Below are 18,674 nucleotides of genomic sequence, written 5' to 3'. Positions count from 1 at the left end.
CTGTATGCAGAAACGACTATACCAGATTGATATGTGCAGCGGCCCGCTGTGGAATAAGATCCTGCTGTTTGCCTTGCCCCTTATGGCCTCCAGTATGCTCCAGCTGCTGTTCAACGCGGCGGACATCGTGGTGGTGGGCCGGTTCGCGGGCACGGAGGCTCTGGCGGCGGTAGGGTCCAACACCTCGTTGATCAACCTGATGATCAACCTGTTTGTGGGCCTGTCCGTGGGTACCAATGTGGTGGTGGCCAGGGACTTGGGCGCGGGGCGCAACGACAATGTGCGCCGCAGCGTCCACACCTCGGTCGCGCTGGCCCTGCTCAGCGGTGTGGTGATGATGATCTTCGGCGTGGTGATGGTGCGCCGGCTTTTGGTGTGGATGTCCTCGCCTACCGACGTCATTGATCTGGCCACCGTCTATTTGCGGATCTATTTCTTTGGGATGCCCGCCAACATTTTCTATAATTTCGGGGCGGCTATCCTGCGGGCCCAGGGAGACACCAGACGGCCCCTGTATTACCTGACCACCGCCGGCGTTATCAATGTGGCGCTGAACCTGTTTTTCGTTGTGGTGCTGCATATGGACGTGGCTGGCGTCGGTCTGGCCACCGTCATCTCTCAGTATGTCTCCGCTCTGCTGGTACTGCGGTGCTTGATGAGGGAGCAGGGGCCGCTGCACCTGGATTTGAAAAAGCTGCGGCTGGAGTGGCCGGTGGTCCGCCGCATCCTGGAGGTGGGTCTGCCTGCCGGCTTCCAGGGCGTGCTGTTCTCACTGTCTAATGTGGTGATCCAGTCTTCGCTGAACTCCTTCAATGATCCGGTCATCGTGGCGGGTTCCGCGGCGTCTGCCAATATCGAGAGCTTTGTTTATGTGGGCATGAACGCCTTCCACCAGGCGGCTATCACCTTTGTGGGGCAGAATTACGGCGCGGGCAAGACCCGGCGGGTGGACAAAGTGGCGCTGGAATGCATCGGATTTGTCACGTTTACCGGTCTGGTGCTGGGGAATCTGGCCTACTTCTTTGGCTGGGAGCTGGCCGCCATCTATGCTCCGGGGGAGCCGGATGTGGTCGCCCAGGCAGTGCTTCGCCTGGGGTTCATTGCCTGCCCCTATTTCATCTGCGGGGTGATGGATACAATGGTGGGAGTTCTCCGGGGCATCGGCTATTCGGTGGTCCCCATGGTGGTCTCCCTGGTGGGAGCCTGCGGCCTGCGGCTGATTTGGGTGGCCACGGTGTTCCCCTTGTTCCGCAGTCCAGCGACTCTTTATTTCTCCTACCCAGTGACCTGGATCATCACCGGAGCCGCGCACATCCTGTTTTTCTTGCTGATCCGGAAGCGGACATATGCCAGAGTGCGGGGCGCGGGACAGGAAGCCTGTCTGTCCGTGGAGGGGCTGCACCCTGCGCAAGAGAAACGGGCAGAGCGGTGAAAATTCCGGGAAGCGGTGCTGCCACTTTTTGAGGAGACAGCACCGGCATTCTGCCGGGCGAGATGATAACGGCAACAGGGCGCCTCTCTTGTGGAGAGACGCCCTGTTTTTAGTTGTCTTAACGAAGGCAACCACTGGCTCTGCCAGTGAAAAAAAGAGCTTATAGCGAGGAGAAAAGTAGACAAATAAAAAACTCCTCGATAGAGTTAGGCTATGTTCATCTACTCTGGCGGTGAGCCGCTGATGCGAAAGAAGGACATCATCGCCCTCTGCGAACGGCACAATGACTGCGTGTTCCTCTCCTTTACCAACGGCACCCTCATCGACGAGGCCTTTGCCGACGAGATGCTGCGGGTGGGCAATTTCGTGCCCGCCATCTCCGTGGAGGGCTTTGAGGAAGGAACGGACTTCCGCCGGGGCCAGGGCACCTTCGCCCGGGTGAAAGCCGCCATGGAGCTGCTGCACCGGAAGAAACTGCCCTTTGGCCTATCCTGTTGCTACACCTCTCAGAATGTGGAGATGATCGGTAGCGAGGAATACTTCGACTGGATGGTGGAGATGGGTGCTAAGTTCTGCTGGATCTTCACCTATATGCCTGTGGGCAACGGCGCCCCCACCAATCTGATAGCCACGGCAGAGCAGCGGGAATTCATGTACCGTCAGGTACGGGCTTTCCGCAAGACCAAGCCCTTGTTCACCATGGACTTCTGGAACGACGGCGAGTTCGTAGGCGGCTGTATCGCCGCCGGGCGCAACTACTTACATATCAACGCCAACGGCGACATTGAGCCCTGCGCCTTCATCCACTATTCCGATTCCAACATCAAGGAAAAAACGCTGATTGAAGCCTTCCAGTCTCCGCTGTTCATGGCCTACCGGGCCGGGCAGCCCTTCAGCGACAACCTGCTGCGGCCCTGCCCGCTGCTGGACAATCCCGGCGCCCTGGCAGCCATGGTGGAGAAGTCCGGCGCCCACTCCACGGATATGCAGTTCCCTGAAGATGTTCACGACCTGTCTGAGAAGTGCCGCGAGAAGGCGGAGAAGTGGAAGCCCGCGGCGGACCGCCTGTGGGCCTGCAGCCATGGGTGTGCCGGCTGTACCGGCCACGAAGGGAAATAATGGACGTCCTGTCAGGCGGAGTGAAAGTCCATCCTATTGAGCCGTTATGATCACCAAGCTGCCGCAGAATCGCTCTGCGGCGGCTTGGATGGACGTTATGTGTGTAAAGGAGCGTTTCATGCACAACTATATTTTAAGCTGTGGTTCCACCGCAGACGTGACACCTCAGCATTTTGAGGACCGTGATATTTCCTATATCTGCTATCCCTTTGAACTGGATGGGAAACCGTACCGGGATGATTTGGGCCGGACGATCCCATACGACCAGTTTTATGCGGCGATGGCCGCCGGCGCGGAGACCAGAACGGCACAGATCAATGCCTATGAGTTTGAGGAATACTTCGAGCCGTTTTTGAAGGACGGAAAAGATGTTCTGTATCTCTGCCTGTCCTCCGGAATCACCGGCGTCATCAACTCCGCCCGCATGGCAAAGGAGAATCTGGAGGAAAAGTATCCAGAGAGAAAGATTTATCTGGTCGACTCGCTGGCTGCTTCCTCCGGCTGCGGACTTCTGATGGACAAGCTGGCGGATCTGCGGGACAGCGGCATGGAACTTGAGGCACTTTACGAATGGGCGGAAGAGAACAAGCTGAGAGTACACCACTGGTTCTTTTCCACAGACCTGTCCTTCTACATCAAGGGGGGGCGTATTTCCAAAACCGCTGGGACGGTGGGCAGTATGCTTGGCATTTGCCCGCTTTTGAATGTGAGCGCGGACGGGAAGCTCATCCCACGGGAAAAGATCCGCTCCAAGAAGCGGGTCATTCAGGCCATCGTGGACAAGATGGAGTTGTATGCGGATGACGTCCTGGATTACAGCGGGAAATGCTATATGTCCCATTCTGGCTGCTATGAGGACGCCCGTCAGGTGTCCGATCTGGTGGAAGCACGGTTTCCAAAGCTGAATGGTCCCGTGGAGATCAACAGCATTGGGACAACCATCGGCAGCCATACCGGTCCGGGTACCGTTGCCCTGTTTTTCTGGGGAACAGCCAGAACAGACTGATACTTGAGAGGTGTGTATGAAAGTTGCGATCATGACCGATACCAACAGCGGGATCTCTGTGAAGGAAGGGAAAAAGCTGGGCGTCTATGTAATGCCGATGCCCGTCTTGATTGATGGAAGTACCTATTACGAAGGGGTCAACTTGTCCCATGAGGAGTTCTACCGCTTCATGCTGGAGGGGAGAGCTGTATCTACCTCCCAGCCCTCTCCCGGCGATGTATTGGAGATGTGGGATAGCATTCTGGAGCAGTATGACGAGCTCGTCTATGTCCCCATGTCCAGCGGATTGAGCACATCTTACCAAACGGCGCTCTCTCTGTCGGCGGAGTATAACGGAAGAGTCCAGGTCGCTAATCATCATTCCGTCTCTGTCCCGCAGAGGTATGCCGTTCTGGATGCGCTGGAGCTGGCGGCCAGCGGATGGACCACCGAAAAGATCAAGCTTGCGCTGGAAAAGACGGCGCCGGACACCATCATTTACATCGGCGTGGACACCCTGGAATTTCTCAAAAAAGGGGGCCGGATCACGCCAACCGTGGCGAAAATGGGGACGCTGCTCCAAATCAAGCCGTTGTTGCAGATCCGGGGAGAGTTTTTGGAGGCCTGCGCGAAGGCGCGGGGCACAAAGGGATGTAAACGCCGGGTGATCGAGGAACTCAAGGTGTGGGTAGAGAAGTACCGAAAGAGCGGCGACCCGTTTGTCATCGGCGCGGCCGGCAGCTTCCTCAGCAGGGCTGAGGAGAAAGAATGGATCGACATGGCCCGCAGCGCGTTTCCCGGCAGAGACATCCGCTATGATCCCCTGGCATTCAGTATTGGGTGCCATGTGGGACCCGGGGCCTTTGGCATGGCTGTCAGCAAGCGGATTTCTTCATTGTAGAAACATGCTCACATTGCCCTATGAACAGATGTCATAATGTGTGAATACTGGAGCTGCCGCGGCCTTCCTTGACGGAAAAACTTGTCATTTTAGCCGGATTCCTCTATACTGATGGTAAATAGAAACATAGAGAAAGACGAGCAATATGGCACAGTTTACCGAGAAAGCGATTATGGACGCCTTTGTCCGGCTTTTGGATCAGATGCCGTTGGACAAGATCACCGTCCGGGACATTATTACGGAATGTGGGATCAGCCGCAACACATTTTATTACCACTACGGCGATGTGTACGCTTTGCTGGAAGCATTATTCAAGCAGGAAATACAGAAGCTCCAGACAAAGCACCGCCCCGGGGATACCTGGTACGATGATCTGCGGGCAATTTTTACCCATATCTCCCAAAACCGCAAGCGGGTCTACCACATTTACCACTCCATCAACCACAGTATCCTGACGCAATACCTGTTCCAGGCCACGGAAGGCTTGTTTCTGGACTATGTCCGCGCGGCGGCGGAAGGGCTGGATGCCTCGGAAGAGGACCTGCGGTTTATTTGCTTTTCCTATCAATCCATGTTTGTGGGAATGCTGCTGGACTGGCTCCGCCGGGGGATGAAAGGGGAACCGGTGGACTTTTTGGAGCGGGCGCAGCGGCTGATGCTGGGTAATACCCGCCGAATGCTGGAAGCCAATGCCGGGAATCAGGCCGCCGGCCAGGCTGAGACGGCGGAAAACTGAATACTGGTCATCGGAGGACACATCATCGCAATGATGCTGTCGAATGGGAAGATGTCGGGTGCGCCCGGTTATGGTCATGGAAAGAGGGATTCCATCGGCCTGACCGGGCCTTTTTATTTGGAATATAGCATAAGGAGGACGGGGGGGACAGGAAATGAAAATCGGTGTTGTAGACGTGGGAGGCGGTCTGCGGGGCGTATATGCGGCGGGGGTTTTTGACTATTGCCTGGACAATCGTGTCCAGTTCGATCTCTGTATCGGCGTCTCCGCCGGCAGCGCAAATATTTCCGCCTATATCGCAGGGCAGAACAAACGAAATTACCCGTTTTATACCGATTATCCCTTTCGGAAGGAGTACATGAGCCTGCACAATTTCATTTTCAAGCACTCTTACCTTGATTTGGATTATGTGTGTGAAACTTTGAGCAATTCCGACGGTGAAAATCCGCTGGACTATCAGGCAATCATCCATAGCCCCATTGAGCTGCGCATTGTGGCATCCAACGCACAGACAGGAGAAGTCCGGTATTTTGATAAGACCAACATGAAGCAGGACGATTACAGCATCCTGAAGGCGTCCTCGGCTATCCCGTTCGTATGTCATCCTTTGAACAGGAGACACTCAAGGCGGAGGTTCCAAAGTATGAAAGAAATACAGATATGCTGCAAGGAACCTGAGAATGTAAAGGCATTCGGGAACTGGAACAGCAAACAAGGCAAGAGATCACAAAAGTGACTGCGCTTGTCCGTTCTATTGGACAGGAATTGAGTTATAATCCAAACTGACATGGGGATGGAGATGCCCCAGCAATACAGAAAGGATGGTTTGGAAATGAAAAGAGTAGTATCGCTTGCACTTGCATTGCTCCTTGCGTTGTCTCTCGTCGGATGCTCCGGAAGTAAGCCGGATACCGTTGTGACAACCTTCTGCGGCGCCATTCAGGCATTTGACTTTGAAAAAGCCGCCACCTGCATGGAAAACGGCTCGGAGGATCTGGAAGATCCCTATGACGATGGGGAGATGGAGGAAGACCTCTCGTCCGAGCAAGTCATGACCTATCTCAAGGAATGCGCTTCGAAGATGACCTACAAGATTGGAGAGCCGAAAGTAGACGGCGAGCGTGCTGCCGTTCCTGTCTCGTTCACCTATGTGGATGCCGGCCCGGTCATTACCTCAGCGCTGGGTGAGTACATCACGCAGGCATTTGCCCTTGCCTTCAGCGGGGCCGATGACGCGCAGATAGAGGAGCTGTTCAGCAATATCTTTATGGAGAAGGCGGAGTCCATGGAAACTGGAACCGCTTCTGCAGATGTCACGTTCAACTGCGTCAAAGTGAACGGAGATTGGAAGATCGCAGCCTTTACAGATGGGGCGGAAGAGGCGATTACCAATATTTTGACCAGCAACATCGCAAGCGCTTTTGAGGGGTTCGGCGAAGCATTTGAAGATGACAGTAGCGAGGAAGCTCCGGAAAACACGGCTTGGCATGATGTGCCGCTTGGCCAGGAAGTGGAGCTTGCCACGATTAAAATCTGCATCACCGGATGTGAAGAAAAGAACGAGCTGACTACAGAATACTTGGATCCGGAGGTGGCTCAGGACGGTACGAAGTTTGTGGTCTTCTCCGTTGTGATTGAGAACATTACGAAAGACACCATGAATTTCGACAATGACCTCGTCCTGACAGATAGCCAGGGAAGGAACTACGATCCGTACGCCGGTGCTCTGTGGTACTATGATGAGACGTTCTGCTATACGGATCTGGCTCCCAATATAGCTAAGAGCGGCGTCTTCGTCTACAATGTACCCGCGGACTCTGCCGACTACTGCCTGTCTGTCCTGAAAGCCGGCACCGGGGATGGCTACCGACTGTATGCAAAATAATAGCCTGATGTGAAATCCTCACCATTCGGCTTGCATCATATTTACAACAGCCGGGCTGTTACCATCAGGGGTAACGGCCCGGCTGTTCTTATCCTTCCACTTCGACGAAAAAATGCAGCGGTCCTCTCAACATGCAGTAGGAGAGGACCGCTGTTACGATTATCCAAGGAGAATGCTGCCGGTTTCTTTTCCGTCAACTGCAATACTCATGAGAGTACCTTTGAAAACCGCAGCAAAATAGTTGCTCGCTTGATACTGCGCCTCATAGTTCTTTGTGATGAGTTTCAGAGTTTCCCGGAGCTGAAGCATGGCAGCGAACTCGTGCTTACAGGGGTAGCTGCAGAAACAGCTGCAGGTCAGATTACGGATTTCATCATTCTGATATTCAAATTCCAGCTCATAGATCTGGGTACCATCCACGATCGCTCGGCCTTTGGTACCATCGAGACAGATGTACCGCACGCGGCTTTCCATGTAATAGTTATGGCCGCGCTCAGCAACATCATGGCTGATCTCCATAGTCGAAAGGTCATTCAGATTGAAACCGGAATCATCCTTGCCGGAAGCATAGATGTCATCCCCTTTATCCGGCGCCTTGAACCAGGAAATGACCTTGGAATAGGGCAGCACCGTGGGATCGAAGGTGACAAAATGGGACCCGGCGAAGAAAAACTCACCCTTGACTTCTGTGTCCGCCACGCTGATCACACGTTTATAATCGGACAGCTTGATCTTGAAGTTGTAGGTGATATCTACCACGCGGCCGCGAAGCCCTTCAAGCTTCCCGTCTACATAGACAATGTCACCAACCTTGAGATCGAATGCATCGTTGTAGTAGGACAGAGTCATATTCCGGGTGGGAAAGTGAATTCGGACGACAGACTTTCTTGGCTCCACTTCTTTTGGGGAAGCGGCCGAAGGAATGCTTTGAGAAACAGGTTCATCTGAACATAAGGCAAATCCAATACGATGGAGCATCGAAATCCCTCCTTCAGTCAGGTTCAGCGATACTTCTTGGTGAGAGCAAAAATAACGCTGAGAGGCAGGTAAAGAATTGCAAAAGCAATGGCACCAAGCATTCTGAATACCTCCTGATCCTTTGATGGTATCAGTATAAAACAAAACCTGTCCCATAAAACGGACAGGTTTTGCCGATTTGAAAAGAAACGATTCAGTATAGCGCTGCAACTGACTGGATATGTTCCCGCATTTTATCTACAATCGGCTTGGGACCGATCATCTGGGCGCTTGATCCAAAGCCAAGAACCCAGGCGAAGAACTGCGGACTGACGATCACATCCGTCCGGACGGTGAAATGTTCAGGCCCATCCGGGATGATAAAGACATCCCGCCCCAGCCGGTCCAGGACGGCGCCCACCAGGTGGTTTTCAAACCGGAGAACCACCTGCTCCTCCTGCCCGGTGAACATACCGAAGGTTTTTCGGGCGTAGACCGCCATGTCCAGCGCCTGATAGGCCTCCAGACCGTCCCGGTCTTCCTCCAGAATGGAGATCTTCTCCATCTTATCCACACGGTAATGCTTGATCATAGCGGCGTCCGAATCGTAGGCGACCATGTAGTAATTCTCGTCATCCCACGTCAGGGCAAAGGGACTGACGACGTAGTATGCTCCGTTTCTGCGGTACTGGCGTTCCTTTTGAACATTGTACTCGAAATAGAGAAAACGGATCTTCTTGTTTTTCGAGATGCCGTTATGGATCTCATCTACGTTATAATAAATAGACTCGTTCATGGTCTTGATCCTGTTTTTTACGAAAACCTGACGATTGAGACGCTGGGCCTCATGGACGCTTGCCAGTGTCTCAATCTTCTTGATCAACGAGACTGTTTTCTTGTGGGTGATGAACTTGGAGGACTGGACGCTGTCCACCAGCAGCTTCAGCTCCGGAAGCTCAAAATTCCGGTGGGCGACGTAGTACCCGCAGGAGCGGCCAGACCCGGCCTGCTCAATGTCGAGGCCAAAATACTGCAGGGCTTCGATGTCGCTGTAAATGCTCTTGCGCTCGGCGGAGATGCCCTGGGCTTCCAGATAGCTGATAATCTGGTTGACAGTAACGAGATGATCTTCGTCGGTGTTCTGCAGGAGGTACTTCATGATGTAGAGCGGTTTGAGTTTCTGATAAGAAGAACGAGCCATATGTTTGCAGTCCTTTCTATGTCAGTACATGGTGGTGCCTGTCCCTGTCGTCAGAATCAATACCCTGTCTTACTAACAGTACCAGTATAGCAGTTTTTTCCAAAATATGAAATGACCGGCTTGCTGTTTTCAGAGGTAACTGCATTGTTACGCTGATCCACTTGATGTTTGATGCCGCGACAATCTATACGGTGAACCACCTGGACACCGTGCCACTGCTCTTAAACGATATTCTGCACCGGCTGTTTATCGGGACCATGGTGCTGGTTGTGTACCTAATTTTGAAGCCGGTGGATTACGACGAGTTCGGCACCTGCATCAACAATCTGAAGATCTCCCTGTTTGAGCAGCGGGTATCGGCTGCGGCGGAACCGGAGAAACAGGAGGAGCGGACCATTACCGGCATTACAAGGTATCTCCAGGAGCATCTGGCAGAGGAAATCAGTCCCTCCATTTTGGCCGAACAGTTTCATTTGAACCCCCAATATATCAGCCAGCTGTTCAAGAGCGAGATCGGCGTGAATTTCCTGGCCTATCTGACCAATATCCGTATGGAGAAGGCGAGAAAGCTGCTGCTTTCCACCTCACTTTCCATGATGGTGAGCTCAAGAACCGACAGATCTGGAGGGATTCCATGTTAAAATCAGAGAGTTTTCAAACCTGTCCAGAGTCCGTATTCGTATGCTGCGCCATTATGATGAGATGGGATTCCTGCGTCCTGTCAAAATCGGCCCGGAGCCTGGCTGCCGCTATAACAACGAAAACCAGCTCCCCGTCGCCGGCAGAATCACAGCCCTGAAAGATACGGGCTTTGGGCTATTGGCCATCGGCGAAAGGCTCGACTGCTGTGGGCAAAAAGACATGATAGAGCGTCCACTTGAGGCTAAAGCGGGCAGAGCTTCTGGAACAATCCCAGCAGACTTGGTGCGGATAAAAAGTTGACAAATTGAAGCTTTAGGGATAAGTGCTATGAGAAAATGCGGCAGATGTGGATGGAAAGAAGCGCAATTTCGGTTCCAAGAGCTAGGCCGGGGGCTGATATCTCCGGAATAGCTGCGCAAATCACAAAATACATATTGACATTTTTCAATTTGATCAATATACTGAGATCCAGAAAAGTTGATTTGAGGTGAGTCTATGGCAACGGGATACGAGGATCGGGCAAAGGTGTTCAAGGCACTCTGCGACGAACGGCGGCAGCGTATCCTGGAACTGCTGCACAGCGGCGAGAAGTGCGCCTGCGTTCTGATTGAAGAAATGGATATGCCCCAGTCGTCCCTTTCTTATCACATGAAGATCCTCTGTGACTCCGGCATCGTCACGAGCCGGGAAGAGGGAAAGTGGACCCATTATCAAATCAGCAGACAGGGCAGCGAAAAAGCCATCGAGCTGCTGAAAGAAATCACAGCGGTTACGGAAAACAGTGACGGATGCGAAAACTGCTGCAAATGAAGGAAAAGGCCATCCCCATGTGGAGATGGCTTTTTACAGGCACATCAAATCGAATTTTTTTGATTTAATTGTGAGGCGAGGAAAGAATGATGCAAGCATTACAAGCTGGGTGGGACTTTTTTCAGAACGAAGTCCTGGGTATGAAATGGCTGAGCCGCCAGATCGGCAGCGCCGTGGAAGCCTGCGGGTTAGACCCCGCAAGCAAAGTGGGCGGAAGCATCCAATTCTTTTTCTACGATGTGATTAAAATCATGGTCCTGCTGGGTGTTTTGATTTTGATCATCTCCTACATTCAAAGTTACTTCCCGCCGGAGCGTACGAAGAAGATCCTTGGCCGCTTCCACGGAATCGGCGCAAACTGCATCGCAGCACTTCTTGGCACAGTGACGCCGTTCTGCTCCTGTTCGTCTATCCCACTGTTCATTGGCTTCACCAGCGCTGGGCTGCCCCTGGGCGTCACATTTTCTTTTCTGATTTCCTCCCCCATGGTGGACCTGGGCAGCCTGGTGCTGCTGATGAGCATTTTCGGATGGAAGGTCGCCATCGTCTATGTGGCGCTGGGGTTGGTCATCGCGGTGGTGGGCGGCACGCTCATTGAAAAGCTGCACCTGGAGGAGCAGGTGGAGGAGTTTATCCGTAATGGTCGAGCCATCGACGTGCCCCAGGAGGAGCTGCATTTCAAGGATCGCATCCAGTACGCCTGGGAACAGGTGGTATCCACAGCAAAAAAGGTGGCGCCCTATGTGCTGATCGGCGTTGGCATCGGTGCCTTCATCCACAACTGGATTCCCGAAGAATGGATTGTAAAAGTGCTCGGAACCGGCAACCCCTTCGGAGTGATCATCGCCACCATCGCCGGCGTTCCCATGTACGCCGACATCTTCGGCACGATTCCCATCGCGGAGGCACTGCTGGCGAAGGGAGCACAGCTGGGCGTGGTGCTGTCCTTTATGATGGGCGTCACCACCTTGTCCCTGCCTTCAATGATCATGCTCCGCAAAGCAGTCAAGCCGAGGCTGCTGGGTATTTTCGTTGCAGTCTGCACAGTCGGGATTATTGTGGTCGGCTACTTTTTTAACGCAATTCAAAGGATTATTATTTAATGGAGGTATTATCATGGCGCTGTTCAATTTTGAAAGGAAAAAAGAAGAGAAAAAAGCCCCCGCCTGCCGCTGCGGCAGCGCAGAAGGCCCAAACGAAGCGACTGCTGACTGCTGCAGCTCGGTTTCCAAGGTGGGAGAATCGGATGGATATTGCTGCGGCACCCCTGTAAACGGGATCTGCTGCATCAAGGTCCTGGGCGCGGGCTGCAAATCCTGCCATGAGCAGTATGAGAACGCAAAGGCCGCTGTCAAGGCGCTGGGCCTGGACATGGAGGTGGAGTATATCACCGATATGGAGCAGGTCATGGGCTACGGCGTCATGAGTATGCCCGCCATCGTGGTCAACGAGAAGGTGGCCTCCATGGGTAAAGTCTTAAAGGCCGCCGATGTGGAGAAGCTGCTCCACAAGCTGGGATTCTGAAAGTCCTGATTTTACGGAAGGTGTTGGCGCGCTTAACTCCAGCATTTTTGCCAATCGGTGAGATATGGTAGAATGATCAAGAACGATAACTCTTTATTTGTCAAAACATTGGTAAGAAAGAACGGAGTGAAATTATGACACATGTAGAAAAAGCGAACGAATTATTTGGAAGGAAATTTTATTGTTCGCAAGCTGTGTTCGCAGCCTTTGCTGAAGAGTTTGGGATGACAGAAGAGCAGGCACTAAAAATAGGAGCATGTTTCGGAAGTGGAATGAGAAAAGGAGAAGTATGTGGTGCCTGCACAGGAGCATTAATGGTCCTGGGATTGAAATATGGTCAGAGCAATGAGGAAGATTTGGATAGTCGGTTGAAAACAAACGAGGCGACTGATAGATTTATGAATGAATTCAAAAAAGCAAATGGTTCTTATCTGTGTAAAGAATTATTGGACTGTGATTTAGCAACAGAGGAAGGAAGAACAACTGCATTGGAAAAGAAGTTGTTTACAGAATTTTGCCCGAGAATGGTTCAGTCTGCGGCAAAAATAGTGGAAGATATGATAAATACATAGGTTAAAAGAGAGCTCTGAAATGAAAAAAGTAGCATTTATCTGCGTTCACAATTCTTGCCGCAGCCAGATCGCAGAGGCGCTGTGCAAAAAAATGGCAGGCGATGTCTTTGAAAGCTATTCCGCCGGGACAGAAACAAAGCCGCAAATCAATCAGGATGCTGTTCGTCTGATGAAACAGCTCCACGGTATTGACATGGAAAAAACGCAGAACAGCAAACTGCTTTCCGAGATCCCGCCGGTGGATATCGTGATCACCATGGGCTGTAATGTTCAGTGCCCCATGCTTCCTTGCGCGTACAGGGAGGACTGGGGCCTGGATGATCCCACGGGCAAAAGCGATGATGAGTTTGTGAAAACGATCCGCCTCATAGAAAAACGAATCCGTGATATGAAAACCGCTTGGCGTTATAGTTCGGTTTGATTTTTGAGTATGGCGGCGCACAGGTTGAGCCGTCCAGGAGAAAGACTGTGGACCAAGCTGCCGGCAAAAGTTACCATCAAGCTGCAAAGAGCGGCAGGCCCCCGTTGAATTTCACTCGGCGGGGGCTTTCCTGCCCGCATAAACAGCCGCAGACAGCAAGAACCACGGAAAGGCCGTCTGCGAAGGTGCCGTTCATCTTGACCCTTGACATGCCGGTATGCAGCAGGTTATTCCGGCATACGATCAGCAAAAAATACTGCCAGCTGAGCATGAATCATGCTCCAATCCTGTTTCCGGCCAGTCCATTTCTTTGTGATATCAATCATGGCCAGATACAGCATTTTCAGTAGGCTGTCATCGGTGGGGAACACGGATTTTGCCTTGGTCACCTTCCGAAGCTGACGGTTGAAGCCCTCAATGGTGTTGGTCGTATAGATCAGACGGCGAACCTCCTGGGGATACTTGAAGTAGGTACTCAGATTGGGCCAATTATCCCGCCAGGACTGAGAAATTTTGGGGTATTTCTTGTCCCATCGCTCAGCAAAGGTGTCCAGTGCGTCCAAAGCGGTAGGCTCATCTACCGCAGCGTAAATCGCCTTCAGATCCGCCATGAGTGCTTTCAAGTCCTTGTAGGAATGGACCTTGATGCGGCTGCCCCGCTGCTATACGTCATGATTTGGGATGGATTGCTTCTTGGCGTTTCGGTTTTGATTCTGATTTTCTCGGGTCAGGGGCGTCTGCCCATGCGCCTTTTCGTTTCGGACCTGCTTGGGGTCCGGCTGACTGTCTTTCGGCATCTCTCTGCCTCCTACATGATGTGGTCTTCCGTTTTAGAGTCCATGATTTCGCAGCCCATTTTTTCAAGCTGCTGTCCAATGCGGTCGCTTTGGACGCCTGTGGTATCAAAATCCTCAGCAACGCGATGGGCACTGGGGTTGACGCTGACGGAAAGCACCCCGGGCAAAGTATCCAGCTCCCGCTTGATCGCCTTTCCATCATGCTTGCCGTCAAGATTGTCCAGGGTAAAGTAGACGCTCGCTTTTGCCATAAGGATCACCTCGGCATTAGTATGAGTGAAATTTTTGTCTTTATGACCGGGGCTTAAAAATATGAGAGCTGGCGCTGTGTCCGCCATGCGGTAGGCAGGGTTCCTATCCTTGTAATTTATCGCCTCCTGGACTATAATAAATCGACGGTGGGTCTGAATGCCGCCAAGGCAGCCGTGTGGGAGTATCCATGCGGCTTTTTTATGAGTGCGGCGACTTGCATACCAGCAAGTTCCTCAGCGGCCCGTCGTAATGACAGAATTAGGAAGCGCATATCCGCGGCACGATGGCGCGGGGAGCGTTTGATTGGAGGCGCGGCTATGGCCGACATCATTGATTTCAGCAAATACGCGCAGGAGCCCGAACTGGACGATATGAGCAGGGAAGAGCTGCTGGACTATCTGAAGGCCGTCCGGGCGCGGATCGACCAACTGGATGAGCGGGAGCCGGAGGATATGGCCAGCGAGGAATACGAAGCCTGGGGCGACCAGCATGAGGAACTGGAGGATCTGGCCGACGAGATCTTGGACCTGCTGGACGAGATGGGAGGCCCCAATGGCTGAGTTTCCATACTGTAAGCTGGAGATCTTCATCCCGGAGACCCACCTGGCCGCCCTGCAGGAGGCTTTGCAAAAAGTGGATGCCGGACATATCGGCAATTACGACTGCTGCCTGTCTTACAGCCCCGTCATCGGCTGCTGGCGGCCCCTGGCGGGGACGAACCCTTATCTGGGGAGCGTCGGCGAGATCAGCGAGGAACCGGAACTGAAGGTGGAGGTCACCTGCCGTACTGAACAGGTGGACAAGACGGTCGAAGCGGTGAAAAACGTCCACCCCTACGAGGAGCCGGTCGTCAATGTGATCCCCCTGCACCGGACGAGCTTTTGAGGCGGGCCTGATCCGTCTGAGCGGATGATGGAGGAGCACAGTGATGAGGGAAATTACATTCCGATTGCCGTTTGGCAGTATCCCCGCCGTGCTGTACGGCGAGCCGGCCCCAAAGGTTTGGCTGTACCTCCATGGCAAGTGCGGCTGTAAGGAGGAGGCGGAGGCCTTCGCACGGATCGTCTGCCCCGGGGGCGCCCAGGTGCTGGCCATGGACCTGCCGCGGCACGGGGAGCGGCAGGATTCAACGGAGGACTTCGTTCCCTGGGACATAGTGCCGGAACTGGAACAGCTTTTGGCCTACGCGCGGACGCGCTGGAAACAGGTCGCCCTGCGCTGCACCAGTCTGGGCGCCTGGTTCGCCCTGCTGGCGTTCGGTAAAGAGCAGCTGGACAAGGCCCTCTTCGTTTCGCCGGTGCTGGACATGGAGCGGCTCATCCGGGACATGATGGGCTGGGCGGGGGTCAGCCGGGAACGGTTGGAGGAGGCGGGGGAGATCCCCACCGAATTCGGTGAGACCCTATCCTGGCGGTATCTCCAATATGCCCAGGCCCATCCTATCACGGATTGGAACACTCCCACCGCCATTCTGTACGCCGGGCGGGACGGTTTGACCGGGCGGGAGACGGTAGACCGCTTTGTCCGCCGCTTCGGCTGTGAGTTGACCGTGATGGAAGATGGCGAGCACTGGTTCCACACGCCGGAGCAGCTGGAGGTCCTGGCCCGCTGGGAGAGAGAACATACATAGGAGGAAGCGGGACGCACGATGGTACGGGAGATTATGAAAGACGAGACCGTTCTCGCACAAAAGAAGGCGCAGTACCAGAATGAGAAATTCCAAGTGCGCTTCAAGACTATCAACGGCTGGACGGCCCAGATCATCCGGCATGAGGTGGACCACTGCGAGGGAATCGTCATTTGAGGGCGGCAAAAGGAGAACGCTATGGCTAACATCATCGAGATAACCGACTTTGCCTCGCCCGAGCTGGACGTCTTTGCCCGACTGACAGAGGGGCAGCTGCGCGCCCGGCGGGAGCCGTCGAAGGGCGTTTTTATTGCGGAGAGCGCCAAGGTGATCGGGCACGCCCTGGACGCCGGGTACCAGCCTCTTTCCCTTTTGATGGAGCGCAGACAGATCGACGGACCGGCCCGGGACATCATCGCCCGCTGCGGGGACGTTCCCGTCTACACCGCGGACCGGGACCTGCTGGCGGGGCTGACGGGCTACCAGCTGACCCGGGGCGTACTGTGCGCCATGCGGCGCCCCAAGCTGCCCGGTGTTGAGGAGCTGTGCGCCAATGCCCGCCGGGTGGTGGTGCTGGAGGGCATCGTGGACTCCACCAATATCGGCGCCATTTTCCGCTCGGCCGCGGCGCTGAGCATGGACGCCGTGCTGGTCACGCCTTCCTGCAGCGATCCGCTGTATCGCCGGGCGGTGCGGGTCAGCATGGGTACCGTCTTCCAGATCCCCTGGACCCGCATCGGAGAGGACGCCTCGGAGTGGCCCCAGCCGGGACTTGAGCGGCTGAGGGCGATGGGCTTTAAGACCGCGGCCATGGCGCTGAGCGATACGGCTGTCAGCGTGGAAGATCCGCGGCTGCGCGGGGAGGAAAAGCTGGCCATCGTGCTGGGGACGGAGGGGGACGGACTGGCCAAGAGCACCATTGCCCACTGTGATTATACCGTGTGTATCCCCATGTCCCACGGCGTGGACTCTTTAAACGTGGCCGCGGCCAGCGCGGTGGCCTTCTGGCAGCTTCGGGCCCGGTGACAGCGGGGAGCGGCGCGCCCGATGATCGCAACAAAAAGGTGAGCCCGTCGGGCTCACCTTTGGAGCAAGGGGAGGGCTGGCCTCCGGAGGGACGCGCCCCTGGGGCTCAGGCCTCCAGCAGACGAATATAATGATTGGCCTCGCGCAGGACGTGGTCGGCAAGCAGCGGGAGAATGAGGGAACGGATCTGGCAGGCTTCGATGCCTTCCACGCCGGTACGCTTGAAATCGCGGAATTTCTGGGTCAGGTCAAGGGCGCTGCAATTTCGCATGGTTTTGTCATTGGCTGACGCGGAGGCGTCAAGCAGACGTTTATAATCCGCAGCGAAATCATCGGCGGTATTGATGAGCGCATCTTCGCTGGGGTCGAGCAGGCCGCGGATGAAAAGAGCGTGTTCCATCATGATTCGATTCCAGAACAGCTCGCTGTCTCGAAGCTCCTGACCGCTGCAACGTGCCAGACCCTCCAGCCGCATCAGGTGGGCGCGGTAGAGACGGGCCTCGCGCAGGATATGCTCAATGAACAGAGGATAATTCGAGGTAAACAAACTGCACGAATTGACACCGCACAAAAGCCGCTCTTTAAAGGTGATCAGACGCTCCACCAGCCGCAGGCCGTCCCGGTTCAGCCGCCGCACCTGCTGGGCTAGGTCTTGTGAAACGCACAACTCCGCGTTACAGTCGCGGCCCTTCAGACGCATCGTGCGCGCGGTCAGCCCGGAATCAATCATGGTGCCAGTCAAACGCTGGGTTTGACATTCGGCGCGGTCGGTAAACTCGGTGAAGAGCTCTCCGGAATCCAGCACACAGCAGCGAACAACCCGGTCACTCAATGCGATCGCTCGGGAGAGCAGCCCTTCAAATTGCCGCAGAAAGAGCTCGCCCTCTTTGGCAAGGTTGGTATTGGGCGGCAGAAAGCCTACCTTTAAAAAGAAGGCGTGTTCCTTCATGATACGGGCAAAGAACAGATGCAGTTCCAACGAGTCTGCGATATAATCCTGAGTTCGATCCATAACAATTATTCCTCCTCATGACAATGCGGGCTAAAACAGTATATGTGCGGAGCGTGAAGCAGGTTCGCCGGTTGGGAGGAGGAGTCCAGGTTGTGATGAATTGTCGCCCAATGGACGACGACTCCATGAGTGTGCCCGCCTGACAGTGCCAGAGCGGGAGCGGCCAAAGAATAGAAAAAACCTGTACTCCTTACAGAGTACAGGTTTTGATTTTTCGATTGTGGAGCTCTGAGGGACCTTGAGAAATAAAAAATCGGAGAGTCCATAGGGACTCTCCGATTGGTCCGAGTGCTGAGATTCGAACTCAGGGCCTCTTGAACCCCATTCAAGCGCGATACCAAACTTCGCCACACCCGGATACTCTTTGGATTTGTGTCGTGCGTTCCAAACAGCTTGTACATAATAACATGGGAATAGGAAAAAAGCAAGTCTTTTTTGCAAAAAAAATCTTTTCGACATTTCATCCAAATTAATTTGTTTTAGAACAAGGAAATAAGTATATTTTGACTATGAATGTGCCGATTTAAGGGGAATAAAGCGGCCGGAAAACAAACCCAGACAAAATCCTGCATAGCCATCCAATTCCTGCGGATACTAGGTTTTGCTTACCAAAATACAGTGCCACTGGAGGGATTTGTAATATGAAAGCAACAGGGATCGTGCGACGGATCGATGACCTGGGCCGGGTTGTGATCCCCAAGGAGATCCGTCGCACCATGCGGATCCGGGAAGGCGACCCGCTGGAGATCTACACGGACAAGGACGGCGGAGTGAT

Annotated in this window: 23 protein-coding genes, 1 tRNA gene and 2 pseudogenes; 20 read left to right on the top strand and 6 right to left on the bottom strand. The window is 54.0% G+C overall.

Annotation, left to right across the window (positions count from 1 at the left end):
• Positions 1–4 precede the first annotated feature (4 nt).
• The 7 genes and pseudogenes from I6E39_RS08660 (at position 5) to I6E39_RS08630 (ending at position 7,058) form a co-directional block, all read left to right on the top strand.
• Positions 5–1,432 carry an MATE family efflux transporter gene (locus I6E39_RS08660; protein WP_235381201.1) on the top strand — a complete coding sequence of 476 codons (1,428 nt, stop codon included), beginning with the start codon at positions 5–7 and terminating at the stop codon, positions 1,430–1,432.
• Positions 1,433–1,645: 213 nt separating this feature from the next.
• Positions 1,646–2,551 (top strand): annotated as a pseudogene (locus I6E39_RS08655) (radical SAM protein); the annotation flags it as partial.
• A gap of 118 nt (positions 2,552–2,669) precedes the next feature.
• Entirely contained in the window at positions 2,670–3,557 is an 888-nt protein-coding gene (locus tag I6E39_RS08650; protein WP_235381200.1) for a DegV family protein, read from the top strand.
• Positions 3,558–3,573: 16 nt separating this feature from the next.
• Positions 3,574–4,437: a DegV family protein gene (locus I6E39_RS08645; RefSeq protein WP_235381199.1), complete on the top strand. Its 864-nt coding sequence runs from the start codon at positions 3,574–3,576 to the stop codon at positions 4,435–4,437.
• Between the two features lie 145 nt (positions 4,438–4,582).
• Positions 4,583–5,173 carry a TetR/AcrR family transcriptional regulator gene (locus I6E39_RS08640; RefSeq protein WP_235381198.1) on the top strand — a complete coding sequence of 197 codons (591 nt, stop codon included), beginning with the start codon at positions 4,583–4,585 and terminating at the stop codon, positions 5,171–5,173.
• Between the two features lie 154 nt (positions 5,174–5,327).
• Positions 5,328–5,909, top strand: a complete 582-nt coding sequence (locus I6E39_RS08635; protein WP_235381197.1) for a patatin-like phospholipase family protein — start codon at positions 5,328–5,330, stop codon at positions 5,907–5,909.
• Positions 5,910–6,005: 96 nt separating this feature from the next.
• Positions 6,006–7,058, top strand: a complete 1,053-nt coding sequence (locus tag I6E39_RS08630; protein WP_235381196.1) for a DUF4352 domain-containing protein — start codon at positions 6,006–6,008, stop codon at positions 7,056–7,058.
• 159 nt (positions 7,059–7,217) lie between these two features.
• Here I6E39_RS08630 and I6E39_RS08625 read toward each other — a convergent pair whose 3' ends face one another.
• Both I6E39_RS08625 and I6E39_RS08620 read right to left on the bottom strand, forming a co-directional pair.
• Complete coding sequence (locus tag I6E39_RS08625; RefSeq protein WP_235381195.1) at positions 7,218–8,036, bottom strand: SWIM zinc finger family protein; 819 nt, start codon at positions 8,034–8,036, stop codon at positions 7,218–7,220.
• A gap of 193 nt (positions 8,037–8,229) precedes the next feature.
• Positions 8,230–9,216: a helix-turn-helix transcriptional regulator gene (locus I6E39_RS08620; RefSeq protein ID WP_235381194.1), complete on the bottom strand. Its 987-nt coding sequence runs from the start codon at positions 9,214–9,216 to the stop codon at positions 8,230–8,232.
• 164 nt (positions 9,217–9,380) lie between these two features.
• On the opposite strand from I6E39_RS08620, the gene I6E39_RS08615 reads away from it, so the two are divergent.
• From I6E39_RS08615 to I6E39_RS08585, 7 genes are all read left to right on the top strand, one after another.
• Positions 9,381–9,857 (top strand): helix-turn-helix domain-containing protein, encoded by a 477-nt coding sequence (locus I6E39_RS08615; protein ID WP_235381193.1) that lies wholly within the window; start codon positions 9,381–9,383, stop codon positions 9,855–9,857.
• Positions 9,838–10,158: a MerR family transcriptional regulator gene (locus I6E39_RS08610; RefSeq protein WP_268842259.1), complete on the top strand. Its 321-nt coding sequence runs from the start codon at positions 9,838–9,840 to the stop codon at positions 10,156–10,158. Before I6E39_RS08615 ends, I6E39_RS08610 begins: the two co-directional genes overlap by 20 nt.
• A 195-nt stretch (positions 10,159–10,353) precedes the next feature.
• Positions 10,354–10,668 (top strand): ArsR/SmtB family transcription factor, encoded by a 315-nt coding sequence (locus I6E39_RS08605; RefSeq protein ID WP_235381191.1) that lies wholly within the window; start codon positions 10,354–10,356, stop codon positions 10,666–10,668.
• An 89-nt stretch (positions 10,669–10,757) separates the two neighbouring features.
• Entirely contained in the window at positions 10,758–11,771 is a 1,014-nt protein-coding gene (locus tag I6E39_RS08600) for a permease (protein ID WP_235381215.1), read from the top strand.
• 13 nt (positions 11,772–11,784) lie between these two features.
• A complete protein-coding gene (locus tag I6E39_RS08595; protein ID WP_235381190.1) occupies positions 11,785–12,192 on the top strand; it encodes a thioredoxin family protein in 408 nt (135 codons plus the stop codon).
• Between the two features lie 134 nt (positions 12,193–12,326).
• Positions 12,327–12,764: a C-GCAxxG-C-C family protein gene (locus I6E39_RS08590; protein ID WP_235381189.1), complete on the top strand. Its 438-nt coding sequence runs from the start codon at positions 12,327–12,329 to the stop codon at positions 12,762–12,764.
• 19 nt (positions 12,765–12,783) lie between these two features.
• On the top strand, positions 12,784–13,185 hold the full coding sequence (locus I6E39_RS08585; protein ID WP_235381188.1) for an arsenate reductase ArsC: 402 nt from the start codon (positions 12,784–12,786) through the stop codon (positions 13,183–13,185).
• 227 nt (positions 13,186–13,412) lie between these two features.
• On the opposite strand, the pseudogene I6E39_RS08580 reads toward I6E39_RS08585, so the two are convergent.
• Positions 13,413–13,829, bottom strand: a pseudogene (locus I6E39_RS08580) (transposase); the annotation flags it as partial.
• Between the two features lie 164 nt (positions 13,830–13,993).
• Positions 13,994–14,233, bottom strand: a complete 240-nt coding sequence (locus I6E39_RS08575; protein ID WP_235381187.1) for a heavy-metal-associated domain-containing protein — start codon at positions 14,231–14,233, stop codon at positions 13,994–13,996.
• A 318-nt stretch (positions 14,234–14,551) separates the two neighbouring features.
• On the opposite strand from I6E39_RS08575, the gene I6E39_RS08570 reads away from it, so the two are divergent.
• The 5 genes from I6E39_RS08570 to I6E39_RS08550 are packed head-to-tail and all read left to right on the top strand — an operon-like array spanning position 14,552 to position 16,887.
• Positions 14,552–14,794 (top strand): hypothetical protein, encoded by a 243-nt coding sequence (locus tag I6E39_RS08570; RefSeq protein ID WP_235381186.1) that lies wholly within the window; start codon positions 14,552–14,554, stop codon positions 14,792–14,794.
• Positions 14,787–15,119: a divalent cation tolerance protein CutA gene (gene cutA, locus I6E39_RS08565; protein ID WP_235381185.1), complete on the top strand. Its 333-nt coding sequence runs from the start codon at positions 14,787–14,789 to the stop codon at positions 15,117–15,119. The genes I6E39_RS08570 and cutA overlap by 8 nt, the downstream gene beginning before the upstream one ends.
• A 43-nt stretch (positions 15,120–15,162) precedes the next feature.
• Positions 15,163–15,864, top strand: a complete 702-nt coding sequence (locus tag I6E39_RS08560) for an alpha/beta hydrolase (protein ID WP_235381184.1) — start codon at positions 15,163–15,165, stop codon at positions 15,862–15,864.
• An 18-nt stretch (positions 15,865–15,882) separates the two neighbouring features.
• Positions 15,883–16,038, top strand: coding sequence for a peptide deformylase (locus I6E39_RS08555; protein WP_235381183.1), 156 nt, complete (start codon positions 15,883–15,885; stop codon positions 16,036–16,038).
• 21 nt (positions 16,039–16,059) lie between these two features.
• Positions 16,060–16,887 (top strand): TrmH family RNA methyltransferase, encoded by an 828-nt coding sequence (locus I6E39_RS08550; protein ID WP_235381182.1) that lies wholly within the window; start codon positions 16,060–16,062, stop codon positions 16,885–16,887.
• 106 nt (positions 16,888–16,993) lie between these two features.
• On the opposite strand, the gene I6E39_RS08545 is transcribed toward I6E39_RS08550, so the two are convergent.
• Complete coding sequence (locus tag I6E39_RS08545) at positions 16,994–17,899, bottom strand: DUF2935 domain-containing protein (protein ID WP_235381181.1); 906 nt, start codon at positions 17,897–17,899, stop codon at positions 16,994–16,996.
• A gap of 280 nt (positions 17,900–18,179) precedes the next feature.
• Positions 18,180–18,256: transfer RNA gene (locus I6E39_RS08540), tRNA-Pro, on the bottom strand.
• Positions 18,257–18,540: 284 nt separating this feature from the next.
• On the opposite strand from I6E39_RS08540, the gene I6E39_RS08535 reads away from it, so the two are divergent.
• On the top strand, positions 18,541–18,674 hold a 134-nt coding region (locus tag I6E39_RS08535), incomplete at its 3' end, for an AbrB/MazE/SpoVT family DNA-binding domain-containing protein (RefSeq protein WP_235381214.1).

This window comes from Pseudoflavonifractor phocaeensis, assembly GCF_021531375.1.
GTDB lineage: Bacteria > Bacillota > Clostridia > Oscillospirales > Oscillospiraceae > Lawsonibacter > Lawsonibacter phocaeensis_B.
This window is presented reverse-complemented; position numbering and strand designations above follow the sequence as displayed.